The sequence below is a fragment of the Pseudomonas sp. LBUM1659 genome (genome assembly GCF_059716045.1).
On record NZ_CP166797.1, the window covers coordinates 3,436,206 to 3,459,466 of the forward strand.

Annotated in this window: 22 protein-coding genes and 1 pseudogene; 15 read left to right on the forward strand and 8 right to left on the reverse strand. The window is 58.5% G+C overall.

Features of this window, described 5'->3' with window-relative positions; translation table 11 throughout:
* Nucleotides 1–5 precede the first annotated feature (5 nt).
* From ACA048_RS15500 to ACA048_RS15520, 5 genes are all read left to right on the forward strand, one after another.
* The gene (locus ACA048_RS15500; RefSeq protein WP_497629872.1) at nucleotides 6–1,541 is read left to right on the forward strand and encodes an ArnT family glycosyltransferase; all 1,536 of its coding nucleotides are present in this window, start codon (nucleotides 6–8) and stop codon (nucleotides 1,539–1,541) included.
* 116 nt (nucleotides 1,542–1,657) lie between these two features.
* Entirely contained in the window at nucleotides 1,658–2,152 is a 495-nt protein-coding gene (locus ACA048_RS15505) for an Hcp family type VI secretion system effector (protein ID WP_497625212.1), read from the forward strand.
* A complete protein-coding gene (locus tag ACA048_RS15510) occupies nucleotides 2,140–2,871 on the forward strand; it encodes a DUF4225 domain-containing protein (RefSeq protein ID WP_497625213.1) in 732 nt (243 codons plus the stop codon). The genes ACA048_RS15505 and ACA048_RS15510 overlap by 13 nt, the downstream gene beginning before the upstream one ends.
* The gene (locus ACA048_RS15515; RefSeq protein ID WP_497625214.1) at nucleotides 2,868–3,101 is read left to right on the forward strand and encodes a hypothetical protein; all 234 of its coding nucleotides are present in this window, start codon (nucleotides 2,868–2,870) and stop codon (nucleotides 3,099–3,101) included. The genes ACA048_RS15510 and ACA048_RS15515 overlap by 4 nt, the downstream gene beginning before the upstream one ends.
* A gap of 22 nt (nucleotides 3,102–3,123) precedes the next feature.
* Nucleotides 3,124–3,498: a DUF4225 domain-containing protein gene (locus tag ACA048_RS15520; RefSeq protein ID WP_497629873.1), complete on the forward strand. Its 375-nt coding sequence runs from the start codon at nucleotides 3,124–3,126 to the stop codon at nucleotides 3,496–3,498.
* A 279-nt stretch (nucleotides 3,499–3,777) separates the two neighbouring features.
* Here ACA048_RS15520 and ACA048_RS15525 read toward each other — a convergent pair.
* Nucleotides 3,778–4,161, reverse strand: a pseudogene (locus tag ACA048_RS15525) (LysR substrate-binding domain-containing protein); the annotation flags it as partial.
* Between ACA048_RS15525 and ACA048_RS15530 the strand changes: the two are divergent.
* The 9 genes from ACA048_RS15530 (at nucleotide 4,141) to ACA048_RS15570 (ending at nucleotide 13,402) form a co-directional block, all read left to right on the forward strand.
* Nucleotides 4,141–4,419: a hypothetical protein gene (locus ACA048_RS15530; protein WP_497629949.1), complete on the forward strand. Its 279-nt coding sequence runs from the start codon at nucleotides 4,141–4,143 to the stop codon at nucleotides 4,417–4,419. The pseudogene ACA048_RS15525 and the gene ACA048_RS15530 sit on opposite strands and share 21 nt — an antisense overlap.
* 147 nt (nucleotides 4,420–4,566) lie before the next feature.
* Nucleotides 4,567–5,745 carry an MFS transporter gene (locus ACA048_RS15535; protein ID WP_497625215.1) on the forward strand — a complete coding sequence of 393 codons (1,179 nt, stop codon included), beginning with the start codon at nucleotides 4,567–4,569 and terminating at the stop codon, nucleotides 5,743–5,745.
* 158 nt (nucleotides 5,746–5,903) lie between these two features.
* Entirely contained in the window at nucleotides 5,904–6,611 is a 708-nt protein-coding gene (locus tag ACA048_RS15540) for an HPP family protein (protein ID WP_497625216.1), read from the forward strand.
* A gap of 284 nt (nucleotides 6,612–6,895) precedes the next feature.
* Nucleotides 6,896–8,518: an acyl-CoA dehydrogenase family protein gene (locus ACA048_RS15545; RefSeq protein WP_497625217.1), complete on the forward strand. Its 1,623-nt coding sequence runs from the start codon at nucleotides 6,896–6,898 to the stop codon at nucleotides 8,516–8,518.
* A gap of 2 nt (nucleotides 8,519–8,520) precedes the next feature.
* The gene (locus ACA048_RS15550) at nucleotides 8,521–9,753 is read left to right on the forward strand and encodes a cytochrome P450 (protein ID WP_497625218.1); all 1,233 of its coding nucleotides are present in this window, start codon (nucleotides 8,521–8,523) and stop codon (nucleotides 9,751–9,753) included.
* On the forward strand, nucleotides 9,750–10,163 hold the full coding sequence (locus ACA048_RS15555) for a RidA family protein (protein WP_497625219.1): 414 nt from the start codon (nucleotides 9,750–9,752) through the stop codon (nucleotides 10,161–10,163). Before ACA048_RS15550 ends, ACA048_RS15555 begins: the two co-directional genes overlap by 4 nt.
* Nucleotides 10,147–10,950 carry an alpha/beta hydrolase gene (locus tag ACA048_RS15560; RefSeq protein WP_497625220.1) on the forward strand — a complete coding sequence of 268 codons (804 nt, stop codon included), beginning with the start codon at nucleotides 10,147–10,149 and terminating at the stop codon, nucleotides 10,948–10,950. The genes ACA048_RS15555 and ACA048_RS15560 overlap by 17 nt, the downstream gene beginning before the upstream one ends.
* Before the next feature lie 190 nt (nucleotides 10,951–11,140).
* Nucleotides 11,141–12,247, forward strand: a complete 1,107-nt coding sequence (locus ACA048_RS15565; protein ID WP_497625221.1) for an enoyl-CoA hydratase/isomerase family protein — start codon at nucleotides 11,141–11,143, stop codon at nucleotides 12,245–12,247.
* 3 nt (nucleotides 12,248–12,250) lie between these two features.
* On the forward strand, nucleotides 12,251–13,402 hold the full coding sequence (locus ACA048_RS15570; RefSeq protein WP_497625222.1) for an acyl-CoA dehydrogenase family protein: 1,152 nt from the start codon (nucleotides 12,251–12,253) through the stop codon (nucleotides 13,400–13,402).
* Nucleotides 13,403–13,502: 100 nt separating this feature from the next.
* Here ACA048_RS15570 and ACA048_RS15575 read toward each other — a convergent pair whose 3' ends face one another.
* The 6 genes from ACA048_RS15575 to ACA048_RS15600 form a co-directional block, all read right to left on the reverse strand.
* Nucleotides 13,503–14,276 (reverse strand): enoyl-CoA hydratase, encoded by a 774-nt coding sequence (locus ACA048_RS15575; RefSeq protein WP_497625223.1) that lies wholly within the window; start codon nucleotides 14,274–14,276, stop codon nucleotides 13,503–13,505.
* Nucleotides 14,277–14,290: 14 nt separating this feature from the next.
* A complete protein-coding gene (locus ACA048_RS15580; protein WP_497625224.1) occupies nucleotides 14,291–15,418 on the reverse strand; it encodes an acyl-CoA dehydrogenase in 1,128 nt (375 codons plus the stop codon).
* 99 nt (nucleotides 15,419–15,517) lie between these two features.
* Nucleotides 15,518–16,711, reverse strand: a complete 1,194-nt coding sequence (locus tag ACA048_RS15585) for an acetyl-CoA C-acyltransferase (protein WP_497625225.1) — start codon at nucleotides 16,709–16,711, stop codon at nucleotides 15,518–15,520.
* Nucleotides 16,712–16,722: 11 nt separating this feature from the next.
* Nucleotides 16,723–17,484 carry an SDR family NAD(P)-dependent oxidoreductase gene (locus ACA048_RS15590; RefSeq protein ID WP_497625226.1) on the reverse strand — a complete coding sequence of 254 codons (762 nt, stop codon included), beginning with the start codon at nucleotides 17,482–17,484 and terminating at the stop codon, nucleotides 16,723–16,725.
* 16 nt (nucleotides 17,485–17,500) lie between these two features.
* A complete protein-coding gene (locus ACA048_RS15595; protein WP_497625227.1) occupies nucleotides 17,501–19,165 on the reverse strand; it encodes an AMP-binding protein in 1,665 nt (554 codons plus the stop codon).
* A 277-nt stretch (nucleotides 19,166–19,442) separates the two neighbouring features.
* Nucleotides 19,443–20,459: an AraC family transcriptional regulator gene (locus ACA048_RS15600; protein ID WP_497625228.1), complete on the reverse strand. Its 1,017-nt coding sequence runs from the start codon at nucleotides 20,457–20,459 to the stop codon at nucleotides 19,443–19,445.
* A 211-nt stretch (nucleotides 20,460–20,670) separates the two neighbouring features.
* Between ACA048_RS15600 and ACA048_RS15605 the strand changes: the two genes are divergently transcribed.
* On the forward strand, nucleotides 20,671–21,888 hold the full coding sequence (locus ACA048_RS15605) for an MFS transporter (protein ID WP_497625229.1): 1,218 nt from the start codon (nucleotides 20,671–20,673) through the stop codon (nucleotides 21,886–21,888).
* Here ACA048_RS15605 and pssA read toward each other — a convergent pair.
* Nucleotides 21,845–23,188 (reverse strand): CDP-diacylglycerol--serine O-phosphatidyltransferase, encoded by a 1,344-nt coding sequence (gene pssA, locus ACA048_RS15610; protein WP_497625230.1) that lies wholly within the window; start codon nucleotides 23,186–23,188, stop codon nucleotides 21,845–21,847. The genes ACA048_RS15605 and pssA overlap by 44 nt on opposite strands.
* Nucleotides 23,189–23,261: the final 73 nt, after the last annotated feature.

A 23,261-nucleotide genomic window follows, 5' to 3' on the forward strand; every position in this document is an offset into this window, starting at 1 on the left:
CACTGATCCTGTTCAGTGCCGGGGTTTATCAGCAGGCGGTCATCGGTTTCGATTCGCGGTTCGTGATGTTTGCCCAGGAAATGTTGCGTAACGGGCCATCGGTGTTTCCAACCACCTATGGCCAGCCTTACGCGGACTACTCGGCGGTCTCGACGCTGTTCATCTGGCTGCTGTCCTTGCCGTTCGGGCAGGTCAACAGCCTCAGCGCCTGGCTGCCGAGCGCGCTGGCCGGCGCGGTGATTGTCACGCTGATGTACCGCTTGCTGGCGCCCTACTCCCAACGCTGGGCGCTGCTCAGCATTGCCTTGATGTTGATGACCAGCACGTTCATCACCGAAGCCCGAGCGGTGTCCCAGGACCTGATACTCGCGGCGGTCGCGTTTTCGGTGTTTTACCTGGGCTATGCCGCCGACCACTTCGCGGCACGCCGCCGTTGGGGTCTGATCTTTGCTCTATTGGTGCTCGGCTTCGGGGTTCGCGGACCGATCGGGCTGGTGGTGCCCACCGGCATCCTGTGCAGCTACTTTTTGCTCAATCGCCAATGGCGCCTGCTGCTCGGCTTCGGCCTGACGGCGGCCGTGTTGTTGGCGATGAGCGTCGGCGCCTTATTGTGGCTGGCCGACACCGATGGCGGCCCGGCCTTCATGCAAGACGTGGTGCGCATGCAGTTCATGGGACGCCTTGACGGCAGCGAAGGCGCCAGCGGTACGCTGAATTACTTCACCAGTTCGCTGGGCAACTATGCGCTCGCCTATCCGCTGGCCCTGTTGGTGTTAGCGGCAATCGCGCTGACCAAGCCACGCCAGGCAGGTCCGGCATGGCGACTGTTGCAGTACTGCGTGGCCGCCGGGTTGATTGTCATGATTGGCTTGTCGATACCGCAAGCAAAAAAGGCCCGCTATCTACTGCCGATGTTGCCGATGGCGGCGATTATCGCCGCGTATCCGTTCCAGGTGGCGCAAGGTCGGTTGTTTGCCGCGCTGCGCGGGTTGATGCAGGGGTTATGGTTGCTGATCCCGATACTCATGATCGTTGGATTGATGGTCGCTCAGCGGCGGTTTCCCGAGGAACTGACGTCGATCCGCTCGATCGTGACCCTGCTCGGCGTATTGCAAGTCATCGCCCTTGCGACGCTGTTCAGGCCCCGTTGGCGCGCACAAATGCTGGCGTTATGCGCAGTTCTGGCAGTGTGGTCGGTGTACATGAGTGTGTTCGAACCGGTCGAACGCCGGCTCTATGACACCCGCACGTTCAGCCTTGCCGTCTATCAACAGGTTAAAGAAGCACCGGCACCGCTGGTGTTGCACGGGATGGGCAAAGATGCCAAAGCGATCAAGTTCATGGTCAACATCCCGCATGACTTGCAGCCGCTGTTTACCGATTCCATCCCGGAACTGCAAAGTCTCTCCGGACCGGCGTGGTTGATGATGGACCTGAACGCTTACGACGCCTTGCAGGGCACTCTCCTGGGCAACCTGCACCCGGTGTTGAGCGGGCGATTCGACAAGAACGATTTCGTGCTGCTGCACGTCGTGCAGTAGTGCGGCAACGCTCTGCGTAAAACACTTTCGTCCCACCGAAACCTCGGAAACCTCCTACATCCACGCTGAGACATTTTCAATAAGGTGCCCCTCCGACGAAAAGGAGTGGCACCTCTATGGCCAATCACGGCTACATGACCATCACAGGCAACACCCAAGGGTTGATATCGGCAGGCTGTTCAACTCAAGCGTCCATCGGCAATAAATGTCAAACAGGGCACACTGACGAAATCATGGTGCTGTCCTACAGCCACAACATGGCCAATATAGGCAACATCAGTAAGCCTACGCACAGCCCTCTCGTCATCACAAAGAACGTCGACAAGTCCTCTCCTTTACTCGCTCAAGCCCTATCAACCCGAGAAGAAATTAGCTGCGCAATCAATTTCTATCGAATTTCTGCGTTTGGTCTTCAAGAGAAGTTTTTCAGCATTGAAATCGAAGGCGGCATCATTGCCAACCTGACACTTGATATGCCCCATGTCGTTTTACAAAACGACGTCGAACCCCAAGAGCACGTAGCTATTCGTTATCGCGAAATCACCTGGCGGCACCACCTCGCGGGCACCAGCGGACACGGATCCTGGGGAAACAGCGAGTGGGACAGTTGAAGGCGCGCTGCGAGGACAGCAGTTGCGATTACTGGGTCGTCAGCAAAGCGGCGGCTAATTTGACCCAACAAGCCTGCACGTTGGGCGCCCGTTATATCAATGACGGGACGTTGCGCCTGCAATTCAATCGCGAGGTGTCTTACTACGCGAGGGGAATTGTTAATGATGTGGCGCAGGGACGGAAGAGCGCTGATCAGGGTTTGAATGAAATAAAGAGCGAACAGAGTAGTTTGCTCAGTCAGGCGTCGGAGATTGCACAGAAAGGGGTTGGTGTGATTGCAGGCGCACTTCAATTCGCTACGGGTGCCGGAATTTGTTATGGATCGGCGGGTACTCTGTGTCTTTTTTTTGGGACGCCCATGATGGTCCATGGCACGAACAATGTTTATGAAAACGGAAGAAATCTCCTAGAGAACCGCGACGACACTGAGGGGCCGATTAGAAAAGGATATCAAGCAATGGCCAAGTCATTTAAATATACGGAGCGTGAAGGAAACATTGCCTATGGCTCTTTCGATATCGGGATGTCTATATATGGCGCTGGACGACTTGTATTAAAGCCTGACGCCTGGCGACTATTCAGATACGCACGAACAGATTATATTCGCGCACACAAAATCACACCTACCCCTGTGTTTTTATTGGAGCGCACTGCCGACACAATAACCACACAAGGAATATATAAAGAATGGAAAAAAAAAGACGGGACTAACCAATGATTATTGCAAAAATACAAAGCATAATATTTTCTGCTCGGATTTACCTATTGATCATTGCTTGTGCCGGATTCCACACCATGGTCATTTTATCCATAATTACTTACTTTATAGATATGAATTATATGATTGCCAGACTAGTTGGAATTATTTGCTTTTTCGGCTTATCAGTTTATTTTTTAGTAGCCTTCCCTAAAAAACTTCGGGAAGCACTACAAGGAAAATTAAAATAATAAAATACAGGCAACGTTTTGCCTGCTCGCTGGTACACCGATGATGTTGCATGGAACCAAAAACATGTATGAAAACGGCAAAAATCTACAGGAGGGACGTTCAGATGCACGAGGATCTGTCAGAAAAGGCTATCAGAAGATTTCTAACATAGTTGGGCAAAGTGATACTGAAGGAAACATGATATATGGGGCTGGCGATTTGGCAATATCTGCATTTGGGCTGACCAAACTGTTTCTAAAGCCCGATTCTTGGCGTCTATTCAGATACGTACGCACTGACTATGTTCGAGCATATAAAACCACACCTGCGCCCGTTCTTATTTTGGAAAAAACCGCAGACACTATAACAATAGATGGGATGCCGGATCAGCTAGGAAGCCATAAACAATCCAATTAGCATTTAAGGTAAACCTGCATGCAAAAAATATTATCAGATGCACGACTGTATTTGTTTGCCCTTGGATGCGCCGGGTTTCATACAGTATGGATTGCATCAATAATAAATTATTTTTTCGACATGGATATCTTCGCAGCCAGAACAGTGGTAATTATTTGCTTTATTGCAATCTCAATCTATTGCATAAAATTCATACCTGAAGGGCTTCGAAAACTTGAAAAAAAATAAAGTCTTATTCCCTCCATTCACCCCCTTGACCCACCACTCTCAAATCAAACCTTAGACCGTCGCCTTCAAATCCACCCCCAACGCCTGCGCAAACGCCTTAACTAACGGACTGCATACGGTGTTGTGACGCAGGATCAAATTGAACGACGTAACGATGTTGATCAGTTCCGGGCGTACGGCCCGAAATTGCCCTTTAGCGACCATGTCTGCGGCGAAATGCTGCGGAAGTAAACCTACGAACCGCCCCGTCTTGACCAAGAGCGCCAAGGCTTCCACCTGGGTGGCGGATGCCGAGAAACTGTCGTAGTGAGCGAAATTCAGCTTGTCCCGATGAATCGCGTAGCGATGATTTACCCACTCGAATTGCTTGAGCACGCTCCCGCCAAGCTGTTCGTCGGGCACTTCAAACAAGGGATGACCAACAGCACAGTAAACGCAGCGATCCGCGCATCGCACTGGATGTCGCGCATTCGTCTTGAAGTGGACCCGCAACTGTCAGAGGATGGCGAGCCTGTGTGTCGAAGTGCCGCTGGGGCGACGGGGAGTCCGTTGAGTGATGCGGCGTTGGGGCAGAAGTTTTTCAGTCTGGTCGGGCGGGTCATGTCGCAGGAACAGGCTGCCGTGTTGCTTGCGCAGTTGTGTCGGCTGGATGAGATGGAATCGGTTCGTTTGCTGGATCGGTGGCTGGGTTGATCAAGGGGTTGAATCGGCTGACGCCATCGCGAGCAAGCTCCCACAGGGGAACGCATTCCAATTGTGGGAGCGGGCTTGCTCGCGAATGGCCGCGACTCGGTCCTTCGGCAAACACTACAAAAACCAAATAAGGACATTTGCCCCACCGTGGCCACTTACTCGCTCGTAATCCGCCGCCTGATGATCGTCTCGCTGACGATTGTCGTCAGCCGAGCCATCACCAGCCCGCTGCTCACGCTGTTCCTGAGCAACAAACTGGGCCTCAACCAACAGGACGTTGGCTTGTTGCTGGGCATTGCGGTGTTCATCGCGACCCTGCTCGCGCTCTATGGCGGCTACATCATCGACCGTCTGGAAAAACGCCGGCTGCTGATCCTCACCATGCTCTCCAGCGCCATCGGTTTTGTATTGCTGACGTTCGCCGAAAACCTCTACCTGACCACCGCCACGCTGGTGATCACTGAAACCGCTTCGGCGTTGTTCCTGATCGGGTCGAAAGCGATCCTCAGCGAAAACCTGCCCATGGGCCAGCGCGCCAAGGCCTTTTCCCTGCGCTACACCTTGACCAACATCGGTTACGCCACCGGGCCGATGCTCGGCGTGGTGATTGCCGGCGTGTACCCGATTGCGCCGTTTCTGATCGCCGGCGGCATTGCGTTTTTCAGCATCTTCCTGATGATCGGCATCCCCAGGGACTCGGCCCAGCCACCCGCCATCGGCCAGCCGCAAAGCTTTCTCAAGACGCTGATCACCCTGAAGAACGACCGCACATTGATCATGTTCATCGGCGGCTGCCTGCTCAGTACCGTCGTCCATGGCCGGTTCACGTTGTACCTGTCGCAATACCTGCTGATGACTCACGATTCCAAACGCGCCCTGGAAACCATGGCCGCCCTGCTCGCCTGCAACGCCATCAGTGTGATCCTGCTGCAATACCAGATCGGCCGGTTCCTCAAGCGCGAACAACTGCGCTGCTGGATTGCCGGTGGCACCAGCCTGTTCATCGTCAGCTTGATCGGCTTCAGCCTGGCCGACAGCCTGGTGTCGTGGTGCGTGGCCATGTTCATCTTCACCCTCGGTGAAATGATCATTTACCCCGCCGAGTTCCTGTTCGTCGACACCCTGGCCCCAGAAGAACTGCGCGGCAGCTATTACGGTGCGCAGAACCTTGCGGCACTCGGCGGCGCACTGAGCCCGGTGATCTGCGGATTCCTGCTTGTGCACACGCCCGCACCGACGATGTTCTATGCCCTGAGCGCACTGACCGCGATGGGCGGCCTCCTTTGTTTCATGAGCGGTCGGCGAGTGGCGATACTGCAAAATTAATGCACTGAAGCTTCATTAATATGAATTTGTCAGTATCTGTATTCAACGGCACACTGTGCCTCGTTCCTCCCCCAATAGTTGGAACCACTTCAAGGGCTTTCTGGATATCCCAGCAAGCCTTTTTTTTTGCTCGTTTTTTTCCACGGATCGATTTCGTCATGCTCGCTCGCTGGTTGCCCGCCGCCATCAACACTCGTCCCTCCGAATGGAGCCGCGCCGCCATCGGCATGGCCCTTGGAACGCTGTTCAGCGTGTGGGTTTGCGGGCAAGTGTTCGGCATGGAAGTGGCGCATCACCTGATCGGCCCATTGGGTGCATCGGCGGTGTTGTTGTTCGCCGTATCCTCCGGCGCCCTCGCCCAGCCGTGGTCGATTCTGGGGGGTTACCTGAGTGCCGGGGTGGTTTCGCTGCTGGTCGCCCATGTGCTCGGCCGAACCCTCGGCAGTGCCTGCCTGGCAGCGGGCATGGCGCTGATGTTGATGTGTTGGCTGCGTTGCCTTCACCCACCGGCCGGCGCTTTGGCGTTGACGCTGGTGTTGGCCGACCCCGCCACCATCGCCATGGACTGGAAAGCCCTCGGCCCGGTGATGCTCGGCGCCTCAGTGATGCTGCTCAGCGCCCTGGCGTACAACAACCTGACACGCATTCGCTACCCGAAACGTGCCAGCGAAACGGTGGCCGTGCTCCCCGCCGACCACCCGCCCGTCGACAGCCAGGCCATCACCGCCCAGGACCTGAAACTGGCGTTGGCGGACATGGAAGCGTTCTTCGATGTCACCCCCGAAGACCTCGAACAACTGATCCATGCCAGTGAACTGCACGCCAAGCGGCGCAGTATTGGTGAAGTACTGTCTCGTAGCGCTTAGACCAACGGTCAAGGGTTCACCTTGCCTGCAGAAAATCCGAAGCTAAAGTAAAAAACGTACCGCATAGAGTTGTCTGCCTTTCACTACGAAGTCTGGCCCGCCGTAATGTCCAGTAGCGATGACACAGAAGTCTGGCTATGGAGAAATACTCACTGTTGTTGAGTGGCGACGCTGCCTTCGCGCTTTGACAGATCCGCACCTCCCTGTTGTTCTCTGCTGCGCCGGCCCTCTGGCTCTGGTGGTTTCGAAACGTTTTTTTTCGAAATCCGAGAGAGGGACTTTTCATGAACGACCCCCTGCTGAAAATGCTGCGATCCCCCGTGTTCGATGCACGGACCCGCCACCGCTTGCCCTTGCGCGACTACATGGACCTGACCATCGGTCGAATGCGCAACATCGTTCAGGCGGGCCTGATTACCAATGACATGTGGCTGGGTCAGCCGCGCCAGTCAGAGTTCCGGTTGATGATCGAACGCACGGCCACGGTCGGCGCTTTCGACTATGCCCTGTTCTCTTCCATCGTCGACCATATGATTGCCGGCAACGCACTGTTTGCTCAGGGCGACGCCCTGCAAGTCGCGCGCTACCGTCAGGAAATCATCGAAATGAGTGCGGTGTACGCCTTTGGCTGCACCGAAATCAATAGCGGCTCCGACGTGCGCAACTTGCAAACGACTGTCAGCCACGACCGCCTGAATCATTGCCTGATCCTGCACACGCCATCGCCGGGCGCCTGCAAGTTCTGGATCGGGAACGCCCTGCACGCCGCGCAGGTCGTCATGGTGCTCGCGCGTTTGGTGGTCGATGGCGAGGATGAGGGACTGCACTGGTTCCGGGTGCCGATTCGCGATCAGGAAAACGGTCCGTTGTTGCCCGGCGTCAGGGTCATGGCTTGCGATCCCAAGGGCGGGATCCACGCCAATCAAGTGGCGGGGATTCGTTTCTGCGAGATGCAACTGCCCATCGACGCGATGATGCGGCGCCACGCCCGGCTCAGTCCTGACGGTCAGTTTTCCAGCGACGTTGCCAAAGACCAGCGCGTGACCTGCGCCATGGAGACGTTCATTCAGGAGCGGTTGTTTCTTCTGGCGGCGGCGCGTGGTGGCGCAGGCCTGTGCGCACATCTGGCGCATCGCTTTGTCTGCCATCGACAGCTCAAACAGGCCACGGGCAGCGAGCCGCTCCTGAGCAAACCACTGATTCAGCAACGGCTGTACGTCGAGCAGTTGAAAGCACTCGCCTTGAAGCTTCTGGAACAGGCGATCCTGTCACGCTTCGAAGCCATGTGGGATCAACCGGACAAACGCAAGGAACTGCACATTCTGGCGGCCATCGCCAAAAGTGTCGGCACCTGGATGGGGCTCGATGTCATGCGCATGTGCCGGGAGCTGTGCGGCTCTCAGGGTTTTCACCATTACAACCAGATCGTCACCTTGTGCACGGATTGCGAAATCAGCATTACCTTTGCCGGTGACAACAGCGTCATGGCCTATCAGGTGGCCCGGGATGCCATGACCCGCCCGCGGTTTGCCTTACACCCCACAGGCAACATCGCCCAGCGTATTGAAAAGAAGATCGTAGAGCGCTGCGACAAAACGGGTGAAGTCTCACATCGACAGGCGATGAGCCTGACCTACGCTCGAGCCCTCGACTTGATCATCGGCGAAATACAGCGCGATCAGCGCCTTTCGCCAGAATTGATGCATGACCTTGTCTACGTGTTCGCGCCGCACTTGAGTGAAGGATCACCCGCCATTGAAAGCGCCGATCTGAACGCTCACGCCACCGAATCGCAGATCGCACACCTGGCGACCTTGCTGGAGCCGCCGGCGGAACTGGTCAGCGCGCCCATCAATGATCCTGACTACCTCCGGCAATTCACCGCCGCGCTGTACGAGGAGCAATGAATATGGACAGTCAATCGCTGCTCGACTTTACCGATCGCAAAACGGTGCGAAATCCCTACCCGGCGTATGCCTGGCTGCGAGAGCATCAGCCGGTTTACTGGTGCGCCCATTTCAATGCCTGGTTTCTGACCCGATACAGCGACGTGTTCGCCGCCCAGGCAGACACCGCACGGTACTCCTCAAACCGCATGCAACAACTGGTCGATGCCCAGGTTGCGCCTGAAAAACGCGCGAAACTGGCCACATTCGTCAAACTCGCTTCCGACTGGATGTACTCGCAGGATGGCCAGGCCCACAAGCACAGCCGCCATCTGCTGGGCAAAGCCTTCACGCCGCGAACCCTCGAAACCGTGCGCCCGACGATTGAGGAAATCATCGACAGAGCGTTGTCCGGCCTCGAACCGCAAACGGATTTGATGGCCAACCTGTTCAATCGCGTCCCGGCGCTGATCCTGGCCAAGCTCTACGGCATCCCGCGCGAAGACGCATTGAAACTCAGGCGCTGGACCGATGACATTCTGATCTTTCTGGTTGGCAGCCTGGACCCGGATTACGGGCCTGAGCAGGCGCTGAAAGGCGTTGAAGAGATGTATGCCTACTTCGCCGAAGTCATCGAGCAACGCCGACGACAGCCCCAGGATGACCTGGTCAGCCGGGTGCTTGAGGCCAGCGCGGACAACGATTCGGGCACGGATCAGGTGCTTGCGCAGATCGTGTTCATTCTGGTCGCGGGCTACACCACCAGCGCGGATCAACTGTGCATCGGCTTGCTGCATTTGCTAGAGCATCCCGAACAACTGAGTGCCCTGAAGGCCGATCTGAATCTGGTCAAACCGGCCATCGAAGAAATGCTGCGCTTCGATTCTGCCGGGTCGTTCAGCCATCGGGTACTCAACGAAGACGTCACGATTGGCGACGTCACGATGAAACGGGGCGATCTGGTGTACCTGATGCGCGCCTCTGCCAACAGGGACCCGGTGAAGTTTCCCGACCCTGAGCGTTTCGACGTCCATCGCCAACCCAACGATCACCTGGCCTTCGGCCGGGGCGAACATTTCTGCATGGGCACGGCGTTGTTCAGGCTTGAAGCCGAGATCGTTTTTACCTCGTTGTTCAAGCGGTTTCCCAACCTGAACCTGATGGCTGGCACGCCAGCGGTCTGGCGCACCAACAACCTGCAATTTCGTGGACTGACATCACTGCCCATTGATCTGGGCAAAGGAGCGGCACAATGAACTTCGAACGGGTCTTTTCGGCAGCACCGTGGGAATGCCAGGCGTGCTATTGCCGGGCATTGAAGGCGGGGAACACGATATTGATGGGGGGCACTGTGGCCTTCAAAGAAGACGGCACGCCCTTCGCACCCGGCGATGCCTATGCCCAGACCGGACGCTGTTTGCAGATCATCGAGGCCGCGATCAAACAGTTCGGTGTAGATCGGCGCAGCATTATCGCTACCCGTATGTACACCACCGACATGGCTTTCTGGCCAGACATTGCCAAGGCGCACAAAGAGTTCTTTGAAGGGCACCCGCCGACCACGATGTGCCTGGAGGTCGGGAAGCTGATTTGTCCGGAGTATGTGATCGAGATCGAAATCCAGGCTTATGCAGATCAGGAGTCCGATGATGACTTCGACGATTGAATCGCAATTGACCGTGGAAAGTGCCCGAACAGCCCTTCGCCAATTGATGGTGATGAGCGTTCGAGACCTGTTGATCGATAGCCATGGGCGATCATTGCCTTTGCGACTCTACACCCCAGCCGGCCCCGGCCCCTTTGCGGTGTTGATGTTTTTTCATGGCGGCGGTTGGGTTACCGGCGATCTGGACACCCACGACGGCTTTTGTCGGCATATGTGTGAATGGGCAGGCTGCGCCGTGGTAGCCGTGGACTACGCTCGCCCGCCGGAACACGTGCTCCCCGCAGCGGTAGAAGATTGCTGCGCGGCTACGCAGTGGGTTGTCGATGAAGGCCCGGTCATAAACCTGGATCCTTCGCGAATGGCAGTGGCAGGCGGTGGTTCGGGGGGTGGGCTGGCCGCAATCATTAGTCAGTGGGCTCAATCACGGGGTTCGCCGAGGATCGTGTTTCAACTGATGCTCTACCCATTGCTCGATTGTCTGGCCAAAAATCCTTCGCACCAGGAATTCGCTGAAGGGTATGGCCTGACGGGCAAGATGCTTGAGTGGTACATCAAACACTACGTACCGCCAGGTGTGTCCCGCGCGGACCCCAGGCTTTCACCCTTGCGCCATGAACACCTGCGAGGATTGCCGCCGGCGCTGATCATCACCTCTGAACTGGACGTGTTGCGCGATGAAGGCCGCGAGTATGTGCGCAAGCTGACTGAGGCGCAGGTACCGGTTCAGCACAAGGAATACGTGGGCATGCCCCATGGTTTCGTCAACTACCCGGCTCGTTATGACTAAGCGAAGCAGGCGCTGCTGTTGTGCGCCCAAACCCTTCAAATGCACCTTCTGAATTAACAAGGCATAGGACAAAAACGCAAACCGAGCCTGCACATATCTCGGTTGTACATCACAAATTTGCACTGGTACGATCCTGCATCGCTCGCGCGCGAGCATCTCTATAAAGAACAATAAAAGCAGGGAGTTAGTGATGACTGCTCAGGTTTTATCGAAGGAGACCTCGTCCATGGATGCCACGCGAAACGACGTGCTGGCCGAGGTTCGCAACCACATCGGTCACCTGACCCTCAACCGCCCCGCCGGCCTTAACGCCTTGACCCTGGACATGGTGCGCAACCTGCAACGTCAGCTTGACGCCTGGGCTCAGGATACTCAGGTGCATGCTGTGGTATTACGCGGTGCCGGCGAGAAAGGCTTCTGTGCCGGCGGCGATATTCGCTCGCTGTATGACAGCTACAAAAGCGGCGACACACTGCACCAGGATTTCTTTGTCGAGGAATACACCCTCGACCTGACGATTCATCACTACCGCAAACCTGTGCTCGCCTTGATGGACGGTTTCGTACTGGGCGGCGGTATGGGCCTGGTGCAAGGCGCGGATTTGCGGGTGGTCACCGAAAAAAGCCGTCTGGCGATGCCGGAAGTCGGCATCGGTTACTTCCCGGACGTAGGCGGCAGCTATTTCCTGCCGCGCATTCCGGGCGAGTTGGGGATTTATCTGGGCGTCAGCGGCGTTCAGATTCGCGCAGCCGATGCGCTCTATTGCGGGCTTGCCGACTGGTATCTGGACAGTGAAAAACTGGCCGCGCTCGACGAGAAGCTCGATCAGCTTGAATGGCACGACACGCCGCTCAAAGACCTCCAAGGCTTGCTGTCTAAACTCGCGGTACAGCAACTGCCCGATGCACCGTTAGAAGCATTGCGTCCGGCCATCGACCACTTCTTCGCCTTGCCCGATGTGCCGAGTATTGTTGAGCAACTGCGTGAAGTGACGATAGCTGATAGCCGTGATTGGGCGGTCACCACCGCCGACTTGCTGCAAAGCCGTTCGCCCTTGGCCATGGGTGTGACCCTGGAAATGCTCCGTCGCGGTCGGCACTTGGATCTGAAGGACTGCTTCGCCCTTGAGCTTCACCTGGACCGTCAGTGGTTCGAGCGCGGCGACCTGATCGAAGGCGTGCGCGCCTTGCTGATCGACAAAGACAAGAGCCCGCGCTGGAACCCACCGACTTTGCAGGCGCTGGACGCCGAGCACGTCGCGAGTTTCTTCACCGGCCTTGATGAAAGCGGGAACTGAGCCATGCACGATATCGAATTGAGTGAAGAGCAAGTCATGATCCGCGACATGGCCCGGGATTTTGCCAGCGGCGAAATCGCGCCCCACGCACAAGCCTGGGAAAAGGCTGGCTGGATCGACGACGGTCTGGTGGCGAAGATGGGTGAGCTGGGCCTGCTGGGCATGGTGGTGCCTGAAGAATGGGGCGGCACCTATGTCGACTACGTCGCCTACGCGCTGGCGGTGGAAGAGATTTCAGCGGGCGACGGTGCTACCGGTGCGCTGATGAGTATCCATAACTCCGTGGGCTGCGGACCGGTCCTCAATTACGGCACTGAAGAACAGAAACAGACCTGGCTGCCGGATCTCGCCAGCGGCCAGACCATCGGCTGCTTCTGCCTGACCGAACCACAAGCGGGTTCCGAAGCGCACAACCTGCGCACTCGCGCCGAACTGCGCGACGGCCAGTGGGTGATCAACGGCGCCAAGCAATTTGTCAGCAACGGCAAACGGGCGAAACTGGCGATTGTATTTGCCGTGACCGATCCGGACCTGGGCAAACGCGGTATCTCAGCGTTCCTGGTACCGACCGCCACCGCCGGTTTTATCGTCGATCGCACTGAACACAAGATGGGCATCCGCGCCTCCGACACCTGCGCAGTGACGCTGAGCAACTGCACCATTCCCGAAGCCAACCTGCTGGGTGAACGCGGCAAAGGCCTGGCCATCGCCCTGTCCAACCTCGAAGGCGGCCGCATCGGCATCGCCGCGCAAGCTTTGGGAATTGCCCGTGCGGCGTTTGAAACAGCGCTGGCGTATTCGCGGGATCGGGTGCAATTCGACAAGCCGATCATCGAACACCAGAGCATCGCCAATATGCTCGCCGACATGCACACCCGCTTGAATGCCGCACGCCTGCTGATCCTGCATGCCGCGCGACTGCGCAGCGCGGGCAAGCCGTGTCTGTCGGAGGCGTCACAGGCCAAGCTGTTTGCATCGGAAATGGCCGAGAAAGTCTGCTCGCAAGCGATGCAGATTCATGGCGGCTACGGGTATCTGGAGGATTACCCGGTGGAGCGTTACTACCGGGATGCGCGGATCACGCAGATTTATGAAGGGTCGAGCGAGATACAACGGATGGTGATTGCCCGCGAGTTGAAGCACTACCTGGTGTGAAACCCTGAAAGCATCGTCGGAACGCCGCCCGGAGCAAGCTCGGCTCCTAAATCCTGTGGGAGCCGGGCTAGCCCGCGATGGCGTCAGCAAGAACGCTACATTACTTACCGACGAACTCAGCCTCACGCTTGGCAATAAACGCCGCCATACCTTCCTTCTGATCCTGCGTCGCAAACGCGGCATGGAACACCCGACGCTCAAAGCGCACGCCTTCGGACAGGCTCACTTCAAATGCGCGGTTGACGCTTTCCTTGACCATCATCGCAATCGGCAGCGACTTCTTCGCGATTAACGCCGCGACTTTCAGCGCTTCGTCCAACAATTCATCCGCCGGGACTATCCGCGCGACGATTCCGCAGCGCTCTGCTTCCACCGCATCGATCAAACGCCCGCTCAGGCACATTTCCATGGCCTTGGCCTTGCCCACGGCGCGGGTCAGGCGTTGGGTGCCGCCCATGCCCGGCAGCACGCCGAGGTTGATTTCCGGCTGGCCGAATTTGGCGTTGTCGCCGGCCAGGATGAAGTCGCACATCAGCGCCAGTTCACAACCGCCGCCCAGGGCAAAACCGTTGACCGCCGCAATGATCGGTTTGCGGCGGTTGGCCACGCGATCGCTGTCGCTAAACAGGTCGTCGATGTAGATTTGCGGGTAGGTCAGCTCGGCCATTTCCTTGATGTCGGCACCGGCGGCGAAGGCTTTTTTCGAGCCGGTCAGCACGATGCAGCCGATGTTCGAATCGGCTTCCAGGCCATCGAGGGCGTGGTTCAGTTCGCTGACGATCTGCGCGTTCAGCGCGTTCAGCGCTTGCGGACGGTTCAAGGTAATCAGGCCGACGCGGCCGTGGGTTTCCAGCAAAATCGTTTCGTAGCTCACAAGTGGACTCCTTCTTATAAATTGCGCGAAATGACCATGCGCTGAATATCGCTGGTGCCTTCGTAGATCTGGCAAACCCGCACGTCGCGGTAGATCCGCTCCAGCGGGAAGTCGTTGAGGTAACCGTAACCGCCGAGGGTTTGCAACGCCGAAGAACAAACCTTTTCGGCCATTTCCGAGGCGAACAGTTTGGCCATGGAGGCTTCGACCAGTGCCGGTTTGCCGCTGTCCCTCAACGCCGCCGCGTAATGCACCATCTGCCGGGCCACGGCGATTTGCGTGGCCATGTCGGCCAGACGGAACGCAACCGCCTGGTGTTCGATGATCGGCTTGCCGAAACTCTCGCGCTCACGGGCATAATCACGGGCTGCTTCAAACGCAGCGCGGGCCATGCCCACCGATTGCGAAGCGATGCCGACGCGGCCGCCTTCGAGGTTGGCCAGGGCAATTCGGTAACCTTCGCCCTCCTCGCCCAGACGGTTTGCGATCGGGACTTTCACGTCTTCAAACAGAATCTGGCAGGTGTCGGACGCGTGCTGACCGAGTTTGTCTTCGACGCGGGCGACTTTATAGCCTGGCGAGTCGGTCGGCACGATCAGCGCGGTAATACCACGCTTGCCGGCGCTCGGGTCCGTCACTGCAAACACAATCACCACCCCGGCGTTTTGCCCGGAGGTGATGAACTGCTTGCAGCCATTGAGCACGTAGTGATCGCCTTCCAGGCGTGCGCGGGTTTTCAGGCCACTGGCGTCGGAACCGGCTTGCGGTTCGGTCAAGGCAAATGCGCCGAGCATCGCACCGCTGGCCAATGGCTTGAGGAAGCGCTCTTTCTGGTCGTCGTTGCCGTAGTGGAGGATCGGCACGCAACCGACCGAGTTGTGCACGCTCATGATGGTCGAGCACGCGCCATCGCCGGCGGCGATTTCTTCCAGCGCCATGGCGTAAGCCAGATAACCGGTGTCGCAACCGCCCCACTGCTCCGGCACCAACATGCCGAAGAAGCCCAGCGCTGCCATTTCACCGATGGCTTCTTTGGGGAAGCGGTGTTCGCGATCCCACTCGGCGGCGAACGGTTTCAGCCGTTCCTGGGCAAACTGCCGGGCCGCTTCGCTGATCTGCAGTTGTTCGTCATTGGGAATCATGCCAAGTCCTTAAAATAAGCCCTATACCACCTGCGCTGTAGGAGCCGAGCTTGCTCGCGATGGCGATCTCATGGACCCCATCGCCGGCAAGCCGTGCTCCTACAACAGGCATTCAACGGCCATGGCCGTGGCTTCGCCGCCGCCGATGCAGATTGCTGCAACGCCGCGTTTCAGGCCTTTCTGGCGCAGGGCCGAGAGCAAGGTCACGAGAATTCGCGCGCCCGACGCACCAATCGGGTGGCCCAAGGCGCACGCGCCACCGTGAACGTTGACCTTCTCGTGGGGGATTTCCAGTTTGCTCATGGTCACCAGACTGACCACAGCGAAGGCTTCGTTCACTTCGAACAGTTCGACCTGGTCCAGCGACCAGCCGGTTTTCTTCATCAGTTTCTTGATCGCGCCCACCGGTGCCACCGGGAACAGGCCCGGGGTGTCAGCAAACGCTGCGTGGCCGTGAATCACTGCCAGCGGTTTCAGCCCTTGTTTCTCGGCTTCGGAGCGGCGCATCAGCACCAGTGCCGCCGCGCCGTCAGAAATGGAACTGGAGTTCGCCGCCGTCACTGTGCCGCCGTCGCGAAACGCCGGTTTCAACGAAGTAATCTTGTCCAGCTTGGCTTTCGGCGGCTGTTCGTCATTGCTGATCAGCACCTGTTCTTTACCGACCATGACCGACACCGGGACGATCTCGGCGTTGAAGCGGCCGTCCTTGATCGCCTGTTGCGCGCGAGTGGTCGAGGCGATGGCAAACGCATCCTGCGCTTCACGGCTGAAGCCGTTGGTCTCGGCGCAATCCTCGGCAAAGGTGCCCATCAGGCGCCCCTTGTCGTAGGCATCTTCCAGGCCGTCGAGGAACATGTGATCGAGCACACGACCGTGGCCCATGCGATAGCCGCTACGCGCGCGGTCCAGCAGGTACGGCGCGTTGGACATGCTTTCCATGCCCCCCGCCACCACCACGTCGGCGCTGCCGGCCACCAGCATGTCGTGGGCCAGAATCGCCGCTTCCATGCCGGAACCGCACATCTTGTTCAGCGTGGTGCAACGGGTCGATTTATCCAGCCCGGCCCCTAGCGCTGCCTGACGTGCCGGCGCCTGGCCAAGGCCGGCGGACAGTACGCAGCCGAATAGCACTTCTTCGACCGACTCGGGTTTGATGCCGGCGCGCTCGACCGCCGCGCGGATCGCTGCTGCGCCGAGTTGCGGCGCAGTCAGACTTTTCAGTTCGCCCTGAAAACCGCCCATCGGGGTACGGACGGCGCTGACGATAACGATGGGATCGTTGGCAATAGTCATGACAAATCTCCTTACTTGGCGGCCATGCGCAAGGCGCCGTCGAGACGGATCACCTCGCCATTGAGCATGCTGTTTTCAATGATATGCCGGACCAGCGCGGCGTACTCGCCCGGTTTGCCCAGACGCGGCGGGAATGGCACGCCAGCGGCCAGCGAATCGCGCACTTCCTGCGCCATGCCGGCCATCATCGGCGTTTCAAAAATGCCCGGAGCGATGGTCATCACGCGGATGCCAAAGCGCGCCAGCTCACGAGCGGCGGGCAACGTCAGGCTGACAATGGCACCTTTGGAGGCGGCATAAGCGGACTGGCCGATCTGGCCGTCGTAGGCGGCAGCCGAAGCAGTGTTGATGATCACGCCGCGCTCGCCGTCGGCATCCGGCTCGGTTTCAGCAATGGCAGCAGACGCCAGACGCAGCATGTTGAAGCTGCCGATCAGGTTGACGTTGATCACCTGACTGAAACTGGCCAGCGCATGCGGACCGTTCTTGCCGAGGATTTTCTCGCCACGCACGATGCCGGCGCAATTGACCAGACCGTTGAGGCCGCCAAAGGCTTTGACCGTCGCCTGCACTGCCGCTTCGGCAGCCGCTTCGTTGCTGATGTCCGCGACCACGCTTTGTGCGCCCAGACGCTGGGCCTGCGCCGCAACCGCCTCGGCATTCATATCCACCAGCATCACTTTGGCGCCGGCGGCGACCAGCATTTCAGCCGTCGCCGCGCCCAGACCGGAAGCACCGCCGGTGACGAGAAAAACCTTGTTTTCGATTTGCATCATTGTTTCCTTGGATTCAAGCTGAAACGTTCTTCGCGGCGGCCTCTTGAGCCTTGGCGATTTCCTGGTTGCGCAAGATAAAGCGCTGCAATTTGCCGCTTGGGGTTTTCGGCAACTCGCTGACAAATTCGATTTCTCGGGGATAGGAATGCGCCGCCAGACGCTTGCGCACATGTTGGCGCAACTCTTCCGCCAGCTCCGGCGTGGCGCGATATTGCGAGCCGATCACGACGAAGGCCTTGACCAGTTCGGTGCGCTCCAGATCGGGTTTGCCGACCACGGCCGCCTCGATCACGGCAGGGTGTTCGATCAGCGCACTTTCCACGTCGAATGGGCCGACGCGGTAGCCAGACGTGGTGATCACGTCATCGCTACGGCCGACGAAGCTGATACTGCCGTCCGGGTTCCACTCCACGGTGTCACCACTTAAATAATAGTCGCCGACGAACGCTTTGGTCGGTGCGCCTTCGTAGCCATTGAACCAGCACATTGGCGACTGGGTGCGGTCGATGGCCAGAATGCCTGGCTGGCCCACGCCAAGTTCTTTGTATTGGTCGTCCAGCACCACGATGCGGTGGCCGGGCGACGCAAAGCCGGCGGCGCCGACGTGGACCGGATGTTCCAGTGCGTGGTGGTTGCACAGGACCATGCCCAGTTCAGTCTGGCCGTAATGGTCGTGGATGACCACGCCAAGATTGTCGGCAAACCAGCGGATCACTTCCGGTTTGAGCGGCTCGCCGGCGCTGCTGACGATGCGCAGCTTGCCCTTGATCGATTTGGCGAACTCATCACCACCCGCGATCAGCAGACGGTAAGCCGTCGGTGAACCGGTGAGGTTGGTGATCCCGTATTTGTTGATCACCCGGCAGGTGCTTTCAAGCGTGAACGGGCCATCGTAAAAGGTGATCGGATGCCCCATCGCCATCGGCCCGGTGACGCCGAAATAGATGCCGTAGGCCCAGCCCGGATCGGCAACGTTCCAGAACGCATCTTCGGGGCGTAAATCCACGGCGTCGCGGGTGTAGCTCTGGAACGCGACGATGGCTTTGAGCGGCACCGACAACGCTTTCGACGGGCCGGTGGTGCCCGAAGTAAACATCAGCAGGAATGGGTCTTCGCCGGTCAGCAACACCGGTTCGCACTCTGCGGAATAATTGGTCAGTTCGGCCCAGAAGCTGTAATCGCCACGGACGATGCCTTGGCCTTTTGCACCGCCTACGGTAACGATATTCGGGCAGTCGGCCACTTCTGCGAGTTTCGAGCGATTGACCGCGTCGGTCACCACGACTTTGGCAGCGGAACTGCCGAGGCGGTGTTCGATGGCTTTCGGGCCGAACGCGGTAAACAGCGGCTGATACACCGCGCCAATGCGCCAAGTGGCGAACACGGTGATCAATAATTCGATATTGCGTGGCAGGAGACCGGCGACCTTGTCGCCCTTCTTCACCCCTTGGGCCAGCAGGAAATTGGCAAAACGCGCTGCTTTGTCCTGCAAGTCGCTGAAGGTGTACGTGGCGCTGGCGCCGTCGCGACCTTCCCAGAACAGCGCGATGCGCCCTGGCAAAGCATGTCGGTCGCAACACTCGACGCAGGCGTTGAGGGCTTGCAGGGAACCGCTGAGCGCGGCGTCGACGGTGTGCTGATAATTGAACTGTGATGAAGCAAACAGGTAATCGCGCATTGCCAGAATCCCTCTGTATTTTTATTAGGTTGGGGGAACCGTAAAAACCAGGGAAATACTCGCTCTGCGGGCAGCACAGGGCAATGGTCAAAGTTATCAAGTTGCGTGACTGCTTTGGCCAAGGTTCAGGGGTTGCAGTGCCTGGGCGGGCCTCTTCGCGAGCAAGCCCGCTCCCACATTAGATTTTCAGTGAACACCGATTGTGTGAACCGCAGAATTTGAGTGTGGGAGCGGGCATGCTCGCGAAGGCGACTGTCGTTTCAGTACAGGATTCGGATCAGTGCGCCTCGTTCAGAATCAAACTCCGGTAATGCCCCGGATTAGACCCCGACCACTTGCGAAACGCCTTGTAAAACGAGCTGGCATCAGCAAACCCCAACCGCGTGGCGATCTCGGCGAAGCTGATGTTCGGCTCCGCCAGCCAGACAATGGCCAGCTCCTTGCGCACGCTGTCTTTAATCCCTTGATAGGTCTGCCCTTCTTCCGCCAATCGCCGGCGCAAGGTCGAGGCCGACATGCACAGTTGATGCGCCAGCGGCTCGGTTTCCGGCCACTGCGCGGCGCAGAGCTGCCGCAAATCGTGCTTGATGCGGCTCGCCAGGCTCTCTGGATCACGGTACTTGACCAGAATATTGGCCGGCGCATGGGCCAGGAAACGCTTGAGTTCTTCAGCGCTGCGCTTGATCGGCACATCCAGGCAGTCGGCCGAGAAAATCATCCGCGTGCGCGGCCGGTCGAAGCGCAGGTTCTCGGAGAACATCACCTGATAGTCATCGCAAAAATCCGGCGCCGCGCAGCGTAATTCCACGGCCAGAATCGGTATCCGCCGTCCCGCCAGCCAGCAGGCAACGCCATGAACGATCATCCAATAGGTGAAATAGGTGAAGGCGCGGCGAGGGTCCTGGTCGTCTTCCAGCAACACGATTTCGGCCAGGCTTTGTTGGCGAACCAGTTGCGCGGGCATGTGTTCAAGCATTAACGACAGAAAGTTCAGGCCTGACGTCAGCCCGGCGGCGAGGCTCGGCTGGACCATTGAACAGCCGCACAGAAACTCCAGGCTGCCGGACTTGAGCTTGCGCGGGTCCATGCCAAAAAACTCGTCGTCGCGGCGACGGGCCAGTAAACGCCAGAGCCGCGCATACGCGGTGGCCGGGACGCGGGCATTGGGGGTTTGCAGAAACGCTGGATCAATACCGACCTTGTTCAACACCTCGTCGGTGGCCTGGCCGGGGGCACAACTCTGCAGCAGAGCTTCGCGCACCAAGTGAATGGAGATGGTGTCTTTTTCCGACATTGGCGCGGTGAGCCTTGTTGTTTTTTGAGTGCGGGCATCTTACCGCAGCCCGCTTGAGCAAAGGAGATCCTGTAGGCGCGGCGGGTCAGCCGACAGATGTATCGAATGTGACGCCGATGGCATTATCACTGCCACAGATACTTCTCCTGCTTGTACATAACTCGCGCTAACATCCCCCGCAAACTATAAAAGCTCACGGAAGACCGCCCCGATGACCACCCCTGCCTTCGACCTGCGCCCCTTAATGGTCGCCAACATGGCCTGCTCCATGTCGATGATGGCGTTCGTCTCGCTGATCGGCCCGATTGCCCGGGTGCTGGGCCTTGCCACATGGCAAGCCGGCGCGGCGGTGACGGTGTCCGGGGTGATCTGGATGCTGCTCGCCCGCCCTTGGGGCCAGGCCAGTGACCGCTATGGTAGGCGACGGATTCTGTTGATCGCCACCGCTGGTTTCACCCTCGCCTATTGGGCCTTGTGCCTGTTCATCGACGCTTCATTGCGCTTTCTGCCGTCGGCGCTGCTGGGGTTTATCGGTTTGATGATCGGGCGCGGATTGATCGGCGTGTTCTACGCGGCGATCCCGGTGGGTGGCAACGCACTGATCGCCGACAACATCGAACCGCAACACCGGGCCAAAGCCATGGCCGCACTGGGCGCCGCCAATGCCTGTGGCCTGGTGATCGGCCCGGCCATCGCCGCGTTGCTGTCGCGTTTCAGTTTGAGCCTGCCGTTCTATGCCATGGCCGTCCTGCCGCTGCTGGCCTTTCTGGTGCTGCACTTCAAGCTCAAGGGCCAGGAATTGCACCTGCGACAAACACCGCGCAAGGTGCACCTGAATGATCCGCGCCTGCGCCGGCCCATGGCGGTCGCGTTTGTGGCGATGCTGTGTGTGTCGATTGCGCAAATCACCGTCGGCTTCTTCGCCCTCGACCGGCTCGGCATGAGCCCCGCCGACGCCGCGCAAACGGCGGGCATTGCGCTGACCATGGTCGGTTTTGCGTTGATCTGTGCGCAATTGGTAGTACGCCGGCTCGAATGGTCACCGCTGCGGTTGATCCGCGCCGGTGCGCTGGTGGCGTCCATGGGATTTGCCGGAAGCATCCTCGCGGACACTGCGTGGGGTTTGTGGTTGTGCTTTTTCGTATCGGCGGGCGGGATGGGGCTGGTTTTTCCGTCATTCGCCGCGCTGGCAGCGAATGCCGTGGACGCCTCAGAGCAAGGCGCGACCGCAGGCTCCATCGGTGCTGCGCAAGGGTTTGGCGTGGTCATCGGGCCGTTGGCGGCGACATTGATCTATGACCTCGAACCACGCCTGCCCTACCTGGTGGCCGCCGCGCTGTTGCTATTGGTGGCCCTGTGGCCAAAGCCCCCGGCAGCGTCAAGCGTTACAGAATCCGATAGAGCAAACGCTCAATCCGCACCCGACTGACGCGCGTAAGGAACTTGGCCACGGCCGGCGGGTAGTCCAGCAGCGTTTCGAGGTCCTGGTAACGCTCGATGCGGCTGGTGTTCTGGAAAATTTCGACCAGTTCGGCCTTGCGTGGCTCAAGCAATTCGCCCTTCGGGTCATCGATCAGCAGCGCGTTTTCCAAATCAAGACGGAAGGCCCGCGGGTTGAGGTTGTTGCCGGTCAGCAAGGTATAACGCTGGTCGATCCACATGCCTTTGAGGTGATAGGTGTTGTCGCCATCACGCCACAAATGCAGATTCAGTTTTCCGCTGTCGATGCTGTGTTGATGCTTTTTGGCAAAGCGTCGCAGGCTGATCTCGTAGAGGTACGGCAGCGCTGCAATGACCTTGAACGGCTCGCTCGGCGGGATGTAAAAATCGTTGGCGGTCTTGTCGCCGACCACTATGTCGACCTTCACGCCCCGGCCCAGCGCCCGGTTGATTTCCCGGGTCACCGCCAGTGGCAGGTTGAAGTACGGCGTGCAGATGGTCAGTTGGTGCTGGGCGCTGGCGATCAACTCGCAAATCACCCGGTTCAATGGATTGTTCTTGCCCACACCAAGCAATGGACTGACTGATAAACCGCCTTTCAGCATGGTGCCCGCCGTGGTGTCGTACGCTGCGTGCTTGAGACGGCTACGCAAGTCGCCGATGTCATGGCGCAGGCTGCGGGTGGTCGGCAGGTTCGGCAAGTCGAGGCGGTGCACGGCTTTGGACGCAATGAAGCCGTGTTGAATCAGATGCTGCATCGAATTGGCCAGCGCCTGGTTCTGCAGCACGTGATAACGATCGAAGCGGTATTTATCGAACTTGTGCAGGTAAACGTTGTTCAGGCTCGCACCGCTGTAGATCACGCAATCATCGATCACGAAGCCCTTCAAATGCAGCACGCCGAACAGTTCGCGCGTCTGCACCGGCACGCCATACACCGGCACTTCACTTGCGTGGGTGCGGGTCGCTTCCTGATACCACGCCGAGTTGCCCGGTTGCTTGCCGGCACCAATCAGACCGCGCTGCGCGCGCAGCCAGTCCACCACCACGACCACGTCCAATTCAGGACGCGCGAGTTTGGCGGCGTGCAAGGCATCGAGAATTTCCTGGCCGGCTTCATCCTGTTGCAGGTACAGCGCAACGATATAGATACGGTGCGTGGCTTGGGCGATCTTCTCCAGCAGGCAACGACGAAACTCAGCAGCGCCGGAAAGGATGGTGACGGCATCGGCGGTCAGCGGAAAACTGCGCAGTTTGGGCAGCAGAGAGCGTTTGAAAAGCGACGGCATAGGGCTCGCAGTGGGTCGAATCCGAAGAGTTCATGAGCTTACACCATGGATTGGTTTGGGTCTTCCGGTGTTG

What these genes read in the sequence shown, in the direction of transcription:
- ACA048_RS15565 (WP_497625221.1), top strand. Translation starts at nt 11,141, where the DNA reads ATGACTGCTCAGGTTTTATCGAAGGAGACCTCGTCCATGGATGCCACG.
- ACA048_RS15555 (WP_497625219.1), top strand. Translation starts at nt 9,750, where the DNA reads ATGAACTTCGAACGGGTCTTTTCGGCAGCACCGTGGGAATGCCAGGCG.
- ACA048_RS15505 (WP_497625212.1), top strand. Translation starts at nt 1,658, where the DNA reads ATGGCCAATCACGGCTACATGACCATCACAGGCAACACCCAAGGGTTG.
- ACA048_RS15560 (WP_497625220.1), top strand. Translation starts at nt 10,147, where the DNA reads ATGACTTCGACGATTGAATCGCAATTGACCGTGGAAAGTGCCCGAACA.
- ACA048_RS15600 (WP_497625228.1), bottom strand. Translation starts at nt 20,459, where the DNA reads ATGTCGGAAAAAGACACCATCTCCATTCACTTGGTGCGCGAAGCTCTG.
- ACA048_RS15550 (WP_497625218.1), top strand. Translation starts at nt 8,521, where the DNA reads ATGGACAGTCAATCGCTGCTCGACTTTACCGATCGCAAAACGGTGCGA.
- ACA048_RS15595 (WP_497625227.1), bottom strand. Translation starts at nt 19,165, where the DNA reads ATGCGCGATTACCTGTTTGCTTCATCACAGTTCAATTATCAGCACACC.
- ACA048_RS15585 (WP_497625225.1), bottom strand. Translation starts at nt 16,711, where the DNA reads ATGACTATTGCCAACGATCCCATCGTTATCGTCAGCGCCGTCCGTACC.
- ACA048_RS15530 (WP_497629949.1), top strand. Translation starts at nt 4,141, where the DNA reads ATGACCAACAGCACAGTAAACGCAGCGATCCGCGCATCGCACTGGATG.
- ACA048_RS15570 (WP_497625222.1), top strand. Translation starts at nt 12,251, where the DNA reads ATGCACGATATCGAATTGAGTGAAGAGCAAGTCATGATCCGCGACATG.
- ACA048_RS15545 (WP_497625217.1), top strand. Translation starts at nt 6,896, where the DNA reads ATGAACGACCCCCTGCTGAAAATGCTGCGATCCCCCGTGTTCGATGCA.
- ACA048_RS15515 (WP_497625214.1), top strand. Translation starts at nt 2,868, where the DNA reads ATGATTATTGCAAAAATACAAAGCATAATATTTTCTGCTCGGATTTAC.
- ACA048_RS15540 (WP_497625216.1), top strand. Translation starts at nt 5,904, where the DNA reads ATGCTCGCTCGCTGGTTGCCCGCCGCCATCAACACTCGTCCCTCCGAA.
- ACA048_RS15605 (WP_497625229.1), top strand. Translation starts at nt 20,671, where the DNA reads ATGACCACCCCTGCCTTCGACCTGCGCCCCTTAATGGTCGCCAACATG.
- ACA048_RS15580 (WP_497625224.1), bottom strand. Translation starts at nt 15,418, where the DNA reads ATGATTCCCAATGACGAACAACTGCAGATCAGCGAAGCGGCCCGGCAG.
- ACA048_RS15590 (WP_497625226.1), bottom strand. Translation starts at nt 17,484, where the DNA reads ATGCAAATCGAAAACAAGGTTTTTCTCGTCACCGGCGGTGCTTCCGGT.
- pssA (WP_497625230.1), bottom strand. Translation starts at nt 23,188, where the DNA reads ATGCCGTCGCTTTTCAAACGCTCTCTGCTGCCCAAACTGCGCAGTTTT.